The organism is Streptococcus sp. HMSC068F04 (assembly GCF_001837455.1).
Lineage (GTDB): Bacteria > Bacillota > Bacilli > Lactobacillales > Streptococcaceae > Streptococcus > Streptococcus salivarius_D.
In genome coordinates this window covers 1-12123 of the sequence record NZ_KV832517.1, presented here as the reverse complement: position 1 = coordinate 12123, position 12123 = coordinate 1, and the positions used below count along the sequence as shown (strand labels likewise).

Genomic DNA, 12123 nt, shown 5'->3' with positions numbered 1-12123 from the left:
GGAGCGAAACGGACTTAAAGTCACAAAAATGAAAAAAAGCTCGAAAATTTCGAGCTTCTGCATTATTTAACGTTTAATTTTACAGTGGGCATGATTTGGAAGGTCATTTCGCTTTTCATATCCCGGACGGTATTTTTCCTCAGGAATTTCCTGCCAATCATCCAAAAGAGCAATCGATTGATAGACCTGCAGGTATTCGTCACACTCCTCACACCAGTGCTTATCCTCTTGATTCCAAAAAGCAGTCATGACACTACTACGGCTGATATAACTTGGAAAGGTTTCCTCCATCGCAAACCAAAGTTTTTTATAGTACTTGAGGGCATCGTAAAAATTTTCAAATTCCTTAGTACTGATGATATCCTCTTGCCAGCCTTCTAGGAACCACCACGGTTCCAAATCCCCTTTCATTTCAACTACTTGGTACATTTTTCTTTCTCACTTCATCTTTGGTGTTCTTATTATACAAAATTTTCTGGAAAAGATAAAAAAAATGGTCTTATATTTTATATTTATCAAAAATAGAAGAGATTCTAGTCATATAAATACGAAAAGAACCCACAATTCATTGTGAGTTCTTTTGCTTTCGTTTTAGTCTTCAGATGATTCCACAATTGCTTCATCAACAGCAATGTTTTCAATAACTTCAACTTCGTTAACTGAAAGTGGTTCAATGTTACGGTAACGGGCCATACCTGTACCAGCAGGGATAGTCTTACCAATGATAACATTTTCTTTAAGACCAAGGAGATGGTCTTTCTTACCACGGATAGCTGCATCTGTAAGGACACGTGTTGTTTCTTGGAAGGAAGCCGCTGACAAGAATGAATTTGTTTCAAGTGAGGCTTTCGTAATACCAAGAAGAACTGGACGAGATGTTGCAGGAACACCACCAGAGATAACAATATCCTTGTTAGCATCTGTGAAGTCAGAAATGTCCATAAGTGTACCTGGAAGGAGATCTGTATCACCTGGATCCATAACACGTACTTTACGAAGCATTTGACGAACCATTACTTCGACGTGTTTGTCACCGATTTCTACCCCTTGGCTACGGTAAACTTTTTGTACTTCTGCAAGAAGATAAGTTTCAACTGACAAGGTATCACGTACTTCAAGGAGACGTTTAGGTTGGATTGAACCTTCTGTCAAGGCCGCACCACGGTGTACTTCGTCACCCACTTCAACTTTCATACGAGCTGTAAATGGAACAACGTATTCACCCATTCCAGTCTTACCTTGAACGAAGACTTTCTTAGTACGTGTTGCAGCATCTTCTTCAATTTCAATAACAGTACCCTTAACTTCAGTGATAACCGCTTCCCCTTTAGGGTTACGTGCTTCAAAGATTTCCTGGATACGTGGAAGACCCTGTGTGATATCGGTGTTTGAGGCTACCCCACCGGTGTGGAAGGTACGCATAGTAAGCTGTGTACCAGGTTCCCCGATAGATTGAGCGGCGATAGTACCAACTGCTTCACCAACTTCAACCGCATCACCTGTTGCCAAGTTGATACCGTAACAGTGACGGCAAACACCGTGACGTGTGTTACATGTAAAGACTGAACGGATAGTTACTTCTTCAACACCAGCATTGACAATAGCAGCAGCCATGTCTTCAGTAATCAAAGTATCTGGACCTACGATTACTTCACCTGTTGTAGGATTCTTAACTGATTTCTTAGTGTAACGACCTTGAAGACGTTCTTCAAGTGTTTCCGTAACTTCTTTACCATCAGTAATCGCACGGATGAGAAGACCACGGTCTGTTCCACAGTCGTCTTCACGGATGATAACATCTTGGGCAACGTCAACCAAACGACGAGTAAGGTAACCTGAATCGGCTGTCTTAAGGGCCGTATCGGTCATACCTTTACGCGCACCGTGAGTAGAGAAGAACATTTCCAAAACGCTCAAACCTTCACGGAAGTTTGAAAGGATAGGCAATTCCATGATACGTCCGTTAGGAGCGGCCATCAAACCACGCATACCGGCAAGTTGAGAGAAGTTAGAGATGTTACCACGAGCTCCTGAGTCCATCATCATAACGATTGGGTTCTTAGGATCTTGTGTCTCAATCAGACGTTTTTCAAGTGCTTCTTTCGCTTCACGCCATGTTGTTGTAACAGCAACATAACGGTCATCATCTGTCATCAAACCACGACGGAAGGCCTTGTTAATTTCTTCAACACGGTGGTGAGCAGCATCGATAATTTCTTGTTTGTTATCGATAACTGGGATATCGGCGATACCCACTGTCAAACCAGCAAGTGTTGAGTGGTAATAACCAAGGTCTTTCAAACGGTCAAGGAAGGCTGATGTTTCAGTCGTACGGAGACGTTTGAAGGTTTCAGCGATGATGTTACCAAGATTTTTCTTCTTGAATGGTGCATTAATATCCAAACTATCAATAACTGTTTGGATATCTTGACCTGGTTCAAGGAAGTATTTATCTGGTGTACTATCTGTCAAGTTCTCATTTGTTGTTTCTTGAAGATATGGAATTTCTGCTGGGATGATTGAGTTAAAGAGAATCTTACCAACAGTTGTAACCAAAATCTTGTGAAGTTGGTTTTCTTTCCAAGGTTTATCAGGCATGCTGTCTACTGCAATACCTACACGGCTATGCAAGTGAACATAACCATTACGATAAGCCATAACTGCCTCATCAATATCCTTGAAGACCATACCTTCACCCTCACGGCCTTCTTCTTCCATAGTCAAGTAGTAGTTACCAAGAACCATATCCTGAGATGGCGTTACGACCGGTTTACCGTCTTTAGGGTTAAGGATGTGTTCAGCCGCAAGAAGGAGCAAACGTGCTTCAGCTTGAGCTTCTTCAGACAATGGAACGTGGATGGCCATTTGGTCACCGTCAAAGTCGGCATTGTAGGCCTCACATACCAATGGGTGAAGACGAAGAGCCTTACCATCAATCAAGACTGGTTCAAAGGCCTGGATACCCAAACGGTGGAGGGTAGGTGCGCGGTTAAGAAGTACTGGGTGTTCCTTGATAACATCTTCAAGAATATCCCAAATACGTTCATCACCACGTTCAACCATACGTTTAGCGGCTTTCACGTTACCTGCGTATTCACGCGCAACGATTTCACGCATCACAAATGGTTTGAAAAGTTCGATGGCCATCAAACGTGGCACACCACATTGGTACATTTTAAGTGTTGGACCAACGGCGATAACGGAACGTCCAGAGAAGTCAACACGTTTACCAAGCAAGTTTTGACGGAAACGACCTTGTTTACCTTTAAGCATGTGGCTCAAAGATTTAAGTGGACGACTACCTGGTCCAGTAATTGGACGACCACGACGTCCATTATCGATAAGGGCATCTACCGCTTCTTGCAACATACGTTTTTCGTTTTGCACGATGATACCTGGGGCATTCAATTCAAGCAAACGAGCCAAACGGTTGTTACGGTTGATAACACGACGATAAAGATCGTTCAAGTCAGATGCCGCAAAACGTCCACCATCCAATTGAACCATTGGACGAAGGTCTGGTGGCAATACTGGCAAAATGTTAAGAACCATCCATTCTGGTTTGTTACCAGACTTATAGAAGGCATCAAGAACGTCCAAACGACGAACAGCTTTAACACGTTTTTGACCAGTCGCGGTCTTCAACTCTTCTTTGAGTTCAGCAATTTCAGTTTCCAAATCTACTTGTTTCAAGAGATCTTGAATAGCTTCTGCACCCATTTTAGCGACAAATGAACCATGTCCATACTCTTGCAATTTTTCACGATATTCACGTTCTGTCAAGAGAGATTTTGGTTCAAGTGGTGTTTCCTTTGGATCAATAACCACGTAAGCTGCGAAGTAGATAACTTCTTCAAGCGCACGAGGACTCATGTCCAAAGTCAATCCCATACGAGAAGGGATTCCCTTGAAGTACCAGATGTGTGATACTGGTGCCTTCAACTCGATGTGACCCATACGTTCACGACGAACCTTAGCACGTGTTACTTCAACACCACAGCGGTCACAAACGATACCTTTATAACGGATACGTTTGTATTTCCCACACGCACATTCCCAGTCTTTAGTAGGACCAAAGATTACTTCGTCGAAGAGACCTTCGCGTTCTGGTTTGAGCGTACGGTAGTTGATTGTTTCAGGTTTCTTAACTTCACCATAAGACCATGAACGGACCTTAGTTGGTGAAGCTAGTGTGATTTGCATACTTTTAAATCGATTTACGTCAACCACTAGTATTACCTTTCTTTTGTTCTATTGACAATAGCAGCGCTATTCTCACCTTTATCAGCTACCTTAGCAGAGAGAGTGGACTCCCTCCCTAAAGCTTATTTATTCTGTTTTATCTGAAGCTTCTTCTTTAGCTTTTTCTAATTCAGCAGCTTCTTTGGCTTGTTGTACACGTGCTTTTTCAAGATCATCGACGTGCATGACATCGTCGTCTTCACCTTCATCAAGATCACGCAATTCAACTTCGTAGTCATCCTCATCAAGGACACGCATATCAAGACCAAGTGATTGCAATTCTTTAACGAGTACTCGGAATGATTCTGGTACACCTGGTTTTGGAATTGGTTTACCTTTAGTGATAGCTTCATAGGCTTTCAAACGTCCGTTAACGTCATCTGACTTGTAAGTCAAGATTTCTTGAAGGATATTTGATGCACCATAAGCTTCAAGGGCCCAAACCTCCATCTCACCGAAACGTTGTCCACCAAATTGTGCTTTACCACCAAGAGGTTGTTGGGTAACAAGTGAGTAAGGACCTACTGAACGAGCGTGAAGTTTATCATCAACCATGTGGTGAAGTTTGATCATGTACATGACACCGACTGACACACGATTATCAAATGGTTCACCTGTACGGCCATCGTAAAGGATTGTCTTAGCATCACTATCCATACCTGCTTCACGAACAGTATCCCAGAGGTCTTCTGAGCTTGCCCCGTCAAAGACTGGTGTTGCGATGTGAATACCCAAGTTACGAGCAGCCATACCAAGGTGAAGTTCCATAACCTGACCGATGTTCATACGTGATGGCACCCCAAGAGGGTTCAACATGATATCAACTGGTGTACCGTCTGGAAGGTAAGGCATGTCTTCAACAGGAACAATACGAGAAACAACCCCTTTGTTACCGTGACGACCGGCCATCTTATCTCCGACCTTGATCTTACGTTTTTGAGCGATGTAAACACGAACAAGCATGTTAACACCTGATTGCAATTCATCACCGTTTGCACGTGTGAAGATTTTAACATCACGAACGACACCATCACCACCGTGAGGTACACGGAGTGATGTATCACGTACTTCACGAGATTTATCACCAAAGATAGCGTGGAGAAGACGTTCTTCAGCAGAAAGGTCTTTTTCACCCTTAGGTGTTACCTTACCAACAAGAATGTCGCCTTCTTTAACCTCAGCACCGATACGGATAATACCCATTTCGTCAAGGTCTTTGAGGGCTTCTTCACCAACGTTTGGCAATTCACGTGTGATTTCTTCAGGCCCAAGCTTTGTATCACGTGTTTCTGATTCGAATTCTTCCAAGTGAACAGATGTATAAACGTCATCTTTCACAAGACGCTCACTCATGATAACGGCATCCTCGAAGTTGTAACCTTCCCATGTCATGTATGCGACAATAGGGTTTTGACCGAGGGCCATTTCTCCACCTTCCATAGATGGACCGTCAGCGATAAAATCACCTTTTTCAACAATATCGCCAACCTTAACCAAAGTACGTTGGTTATAGGCAGTACCTGAGTTTGAACGACGGAATTTTTGAATAGTATAAACATCAAGAGAACCATCTTCACGACGAACTTCAACTTTATCAGCATCAGAGTAGACAACTTTACCGTCGTGTTGAGCAATAACTGCAGCTCCTGAATCGTGGGCAGCTTGATATTCCATACCAGTACCAACATAAGGTGCTTTAGGATCAATCAAAGGCACAGCCTGACGTTGCATGTTGGCACCCATGAGGGCACGGTTAGAGTCATCGTTTTCCAAGAAAGGAATACATGCTGTCGCAACGGCAACTACCTGTTTAGGAGAAACATCCACGAAATCTACAAGGTGTGATGGGTACTCTTGGTTATTACCTTGATGACGCCCCATAACGATCTCTTCTGCAAATGTTCCATCTTCGTTCAATTTAGAGTTAGCCTGAGCAACTGTGTACTCATCTTCTTCGTCGGCAGTCAACCAAACTACTTCGTTGGTTACTTTACCAGTTGCACGGTCAACCTTACGATATGGTGTTTGAATGAAACCATACTTGTTAAGGTGTCCGTATGAAGACAAGTTATTGATCAAACCGATGTTAGGTCCTTCAGGTGTTTCAATTGGACACATACGACCGTAGTGCGTGTAGTGCACGTCACGAACTTCATATCCGGCACGGTCACGTGTCAAACCACCAGGTCCCAAGGCTGACAAACGACGTTTGTGTGACAACTCTGACAATGGGTTGTGTTGGTCCATGAACTGTGACAACTGTGAAGAACCAAAGAATTCTTTAACAGCTGCAGTTACAGGGCGAATATTGATGATTTGTTGTGGTGTCAAGACTTCGTTATCTTGAACTGACATACGCTCACGTACGTTACGTTCCATACGAGCCAAACCAATACGGAATTGGTTAGCAAGCAATTCACCAACAGCACGGATACGACGGTTACCAAGGTGGTCGATATCGTCTACTTTACCGATACCTTCAGCAAGGTTGAGGAAGTAGCTCATTTCAGCCAAGATATCCGCTGTTGTCAAAGCACGAACTTTGTCATCTGGGTTGGCATTACCAACAATTGTAACCACACGGTCTGGATCATTTGGTGCAACAACCTTGAATTTTTGAAGAACAACAGGTTCTGTAACCACCGCATAATCGTTTGGTGTGTATACAAATTTGTTCAAATCACCATCCAAGTATTCTGCGATTGAATCAATCACATCACGTGTCATTTCAGTACCAGCTTCAACAAGGATTTCACCTGTTTCAGGATCTACCAAGTTTTCAGCAATTGTTTGTCCCAAAAGACGTGTCTTGATGTTAAGTTTTTTGTTGACTTTGTAACGGCCAACAGCAGCTAAGTCATAACGACGTGGATCAAAGAAACGAGCTACAAGCAAGCTACGTGAGCTATCGGCAGTTTTTGGTTCACCTGGACGAAGACGTTCATAAATTTCTTTAAGCGCTTCATCAGTACGTGAATCTGCTGGGTTTTTGTGGATATCTTTTTCAATGGTGTTACGAACCAACTCGCTATCACCAAAGATATCAACAATTTCGTCATCACCTGAGAATCCAAGCGCACGCACAAGCGTTGTGAATGGAATCTTACGTGTACGGTCGATACGAGTGTAGGCGATGTCTTTTGAATCTGTTTCGAGCTCAAGCCATGCCCCACGGTTAGGGATAACTGTTGATCCATAACCCACTTTGCCGTTTTTATCAACCTTATCGTTAAAGTAAACACCAGGTGAGCGCACCAACTGAGAAACAATAATACGTTCACCACCATTGATGATGAAAGTACCCATCTCAGTCATAATAGGGAAATCTCCGAAGAAGACTTCCTGAGTTTTGATTTCACCAGTTTCTTTGTTAATAAGACGGAAAGTCACAAAGATAGGTGCTGAGTATGATGCATCGTGGATACGAGCTTCTTCAAGTGTATACTTAGGCTCTTTCAATTCGTAACCAACGAATTCCAATTCCATAGTGTCTGTGAAGTTTGAGATAGGAAGTACATCCTCAAAAACCTCTTTAAGACCAGTATCCAAGAATTCTTTGAATGAATCCGTTTGGATTTCAATCAAGTTTGGTAAATCAAGAACTTCTTTGATTCTTGAAAAACTACGACGGGTACGATGTTTCCCGTATTGAACGTCATGTCCTGCCAAGTCTTCTACTCCTTTTCTACATTCGAGACCTGCTTTGCAAGTCGTGCACTTTAAATATTTGTCTTCTGCCTTTTTCAGTTGCTTGTCCCATTGACAAGTGATTAAACACTAAGATCCACTTAACTGATTAATGATAAGCGATAACTTAATCTGTGAATTTTTAGAACCTTTAAACATGCGTTACAACACTTGGAAATCCTAAAAATAAGCACAAAAATAGCAGCTAAATCTGACCGAAAAAACGTTGATTTAACTGCTGTATCTCTTGATTGGACAATATTTCAACCAAGTAAGACGACAAATAGTTGTCTATATTATACCTAATTTTTTACTTTTTTGCAAGTTTTCTTGGCAATTCCTAATGCCCTCCAAGAATGCTAGACCAGGCTTTTTGATAGTCACTGTCGGTTCCACCAATAGCAAACTTGTAAGTCGTATCTCCAGGTCCATTTTTAGCCCAGTAAGTATCAACCATTTCACCACTTACAGAAACATTACGACCATTGACAGACACTGTTGCTGGTTTAAGACCTGTTGATTTAAGCACACTTGCCTTAATGGCACTTGAATCGATATTAAACTTATCTCCCGTTTTAAAAATACCTGGATTAGCATTATAGATAGCGGAAGTCAAACGAGCCATATATTGGGAATTATATATGTAACCCGTTTTAGAATTGGTTGGTGTATTATTATCATATCCGGCCCAACCACCAAGAGTAATACCAGGCGTTGACACAATCAGCCAAGCATCCGCAAAGTTATCTGTCGTTCCTGTTTTACCCATCCAGTCCGCTGAGGCTGCTGCACCATTGACATTTTTCAATTCAGAATGAAATTGAGTTGTTGCTCCTTTAACTACCACTTCTTTGAGTAAGTTATCCATGATACTAGCCGTAGCTCTTGAAAAAACTTGAACTCCTTCAGATTTATGCTGATAGATAACTTCGCCAGTCCGGTCAGTAATACTATCAATCATATGGCCCTTCTCATAGACGCCACCATTGGAAAGCATTTGATAGGCATTTACTTGCTGGGCAACCGTAGTTTCAATTCCCCCGCCAAGAGGTAAACTTTCGATATTGTAGTTAGCAATCTTATAACCCATCTTGGTCATGTAACCCTCAACATCAACATCATGACGTTGAAGCATTTGATAAGTCCAAAAGGCTGGAATGTTCCATGAGGTATTGAGTGCCTCTTGTAGGTTCATCATAGCTGTACCCTTATCACCATCATGGAGAATAGGCGTTCCACCCGTAAAATTAGTTGGGTAGTTAGAAAGGATACTTGAGCTACCCATCAAACCTTGATCAATAGCAATTCCATAAGCGATAATAGGCTTAATAGAGGAACCTGGGGAGCGTGCCGTATCAAAGGCATGGTTATTTTGGTTATTTTCGTAACTACGACCACCAACAAATCCTAGAATTGCTCCGGTCGCATTATCCATGAGCACATTTCCGACTTCAACTCCACTATTACCTCCTTGGTCAAGGAGGCCACCATATTGACTCGCAGCATCTTGCATCGCATTATAAACTGCATTGTCAATAGTTGTCTTAACGCTGTAGCCACCGGTTTGGAGCTCTTGAAGAGCCCTCTCACGATAGCTTTCCTTTGTCTTATCATTTTTCAACTCTTGACTCGATACCTTGTCATGTTTAACGAGGTAATCATACATGACACCCTGAGCCTCAGACATGACAGAATAGTACAAATAGTCATGACTTACGGCATCAGACTTCTCACCAGCCTTGAAATCTTTAGTGATATCATAATTCTTATAGCTTTCGTACTGCGACTTATCTAGATAGCCACCGCGATAAAGATTGTAGAGTACATCTTGTTGACGTGCCAAGCCATAAGAAAGATCCTCTGCGTTTTTTAATTGTCCATCAGCTGTATAAGGTGAGTAGACAATTGGGCTCTGTGGTAAACCTGCCAGATAGGCAGCCTGAGGAACTGTCAAATCCGCTGCAGATACGCCAAAGATACCTTGAGCAGCCTCCTCAATACCAGCAATATTTTTCCCCTTGTTATTACGTCCAAAAGGAGAAACATTCAGATAATCGGTTAAAATTTCATTTTTAGAAACACGACGCTCCAATTGTAAGGCATAGATAATCTCTGCCGCCTTACGTTTAAAGGTTGGTGCATCTCCTGTTACCTGTTGCTTAATTAACTGCTGCGTTAGCGTCGAACCACCACTTGAAGAGCCAACTCCCAAAACTGATGACACCAAAGCCCTAAATACTGCCTTTGGCACAACACCCTTATGCTTCTTAAAATTTTCATCCTCAGTCGCAATGATGGCATTTTTGACATTGTTAGAAATCGCATCACTCTCAATAGGTGTTCTCAGCAAGTCAGTATCAATATCCGCAATCTTCTTAGAATCGGAATAGCTCATCGAAGATACCAAACTAACCTCACTAATCTGATTCAACAAGGTTTTGTCCTTAATCGACGGAACAGTCTCAATTTGACTCCCCAAATAACCCAAACCAATTCCTGCACCGAACAAGGTAAGGACGATAATAACCACATAAAAGAAATCAGACAAAAGCTTTAAGGTTTTTAAGAAAACATCGCCCATGTCTAAGAGTGTCATCCGGTCCTCAGGCGACTTTCTCCCTTGCTTACGATTCCACTTAGAATCAGTCGTAGATTTCCTTTCATTAAAAGATTTATCCCCTCTTTTAGACCTAAAACCAGCAAACCTTGTGCGAATAGCCTGCCCTAGTCGTCTAAAATAATTTATTATTTTTTCAAAATTCATAGAAATACCTCAAAGCCTATTATAACAAACTTTGACAAAGCTTGCATAGGACTACTTTCTTTTGGTATAATGGTGCAGAATATACTTTACTGGAGAATATCATGACAATTTTTGAAGAACTAAAAGCACGTGGCTTGATTTTTCAAACCACAGATGAAGAAGCCCTTGTAAAAGCCTTTGAAGAGGGACCAGTCTCATACTACACTGGTTATGACCCAACAGCAGACAGTCTCCACCTTGGACACCTTGTAGCTATCCTTACAAGTCGCCGACTTCAATTGGCTGGACACAAACCTTACGCCCTCGTTGGTGGTGCAACAGGTTTGATTGGTGACCCATCATTTAAAGATGCTGAACGTAGCCTCCAAACCAAAGAAACCGTTGAAGGTTGGGTTGAAAAAATCCAAGGTCAGCTCTCTCGTTTCCTTGATTTTGAAAATGGCGACAACAAAGCCGTTATGGTCAACAACTACGATTGGTTTGGTTCAGTCAGCTTCATCGATTTCTTGCGTGACGTGGGTAAATACTTCACAGTTAACTACATGATGAGTAAGGAATCTGTTAAGAAACGTATTGAAACAGGTATCTCTTACACTGAGTTTGCCTACCAAATCATGCAAGGTTACGATTTCTATGAACTCAACGATAAGTACGGCGTAACCCTCCAAATTGGTGGTTCTGACCAATGGGGTAATATGACAGCAGGTACTGAGCTCTTGCGTCGTAAAGCAGATAAATCTGGACACGTCATTACAGTTCCACTTATCACAGATTCAACTGGTAAAAAGTTCGGTAAATCTGAAGGTAACGCTGTCTGGCTTGATGCTACTAAAACAACACCTTACGAAATGTACCAATTCTGGCTCAATGTTATGGATGACGATGCTGTTCGCTTCTTGAAGATTTTCACTTTCTTGTCACTTGAAGAAATCGAAGAAATCGGTAAAGAATTTGACCAAGCTCGTCACCAACGTTTGGCACAAAAGATTTTGGCTCGTGAAGTTGTTACTTTGGTTCACGGTAAAGAAGCCTACGAACAAGCTGTTCACATCACTGAACAACTCTTCGCTGGTAATCTTAAAGCTCTCTCAGCACGCGACCTTAAAGTTGCCCTTAACGGTGTCCCAACTTATGAGATCTCAGGAGATGAAAATCTGAACATCGTTGAACTTCTCGTCAACGCTAAGATTTCACCTTCTAAACGCCAAGCACGTGAAGATGTCCAAAACGGTGCTATCTACATCAATGGTGAACGTGTACAAGACTTGGATTACACCCTCTCAGATGCAGATAAAATTGATAATGAAATTACTGTTATCCGTCGCGGTAAGAAGAAAAACTTTGTCTTGACTTACTAATTTTATGGCTATTCTCACTCCTTAATGGAGTGAGTTTTTTTTACCTTGAATTGTCAAATTAAGTGCATACTT

Annotated in this window: 5 protein-coding genes; 1 reads left to right on the top strand and 4 read right to left on the bottom strand. The window is 42.0% G+C overall.

Translation table 11 applies throughout. The features are described from left to right. Positions 1-66: 66 nt before the first annotated feature. The 4 genes from HMPREF2571_RS07870 to pbp1b all read right to left on the bottom strand — a co-directional run bounded on the left by HMPREF2571_RS07870 (position 67) and on the right by pbp1b (position 10693). Positions 67-429 (bottom strand): DUF1033 family protein, encoded by a 363-nt coding sequence (locus HMPREF2571_RS07870; protein WP_064520915.1) that lies wholly within the window; start codon positions 427-429, stop codon positions 67-69. A 162-nt stretch (positions 430-591) separates the two neighbouring features. Then, positions 592-4230 carry a DNA-directed RNA polymerase subunit beta' gene (gene rpoC, locus HMPREF2571_RS07865; protein WP_070579227.1) on the bottom strand — a complete coding sequence of 1213 codons (3639 nt, stop codon included), beginning with the start codon at positions 4228-4230 and terminating at the stop codon, positions 592-594. Between the two features lie 99 nt (positions 4231-4329). Further along, a complete protein-coding gene (rpoB, locus tag HMPREF2571_RS07860) occupies positions 4330-7911 on the bottom strand; it encodes a DNA-directed RNA polymerase subunit beta (protein WP_002885744.1) in 3582 nt (1193 codons plus the stop codon). Between the two features lie 358 nt (positions 7912-8269). Next, on the bottom strand, positions 8270-10693 hold the full coding sequence (pbp1b, locus tag HMPREF2571_RS07855) for a penicillin-binding protein PBP1B (RefSeq protein ID WP_013991270.1): 2424 nt from the start codon (positions 10691-10693) through the stop codon (positions 8270-8272). Between the two features lie 101 nt (positions 10694-10794). Between pbp1b and tyrS the strand changes: the two genes are divergently transcribed. Next, positions 10795-12051, top strand: coding sequence for a tyrosine--tRNA ligase (gene tyrS / locus HMPREF2571_RS07850; RefSeq protein WP_013991271.1), 1257 nt, complete (start codon positions 10795-10797; stop codon positions 12049-12051). Positions 12052-12123: the final 72 nt, after the last annotated feature.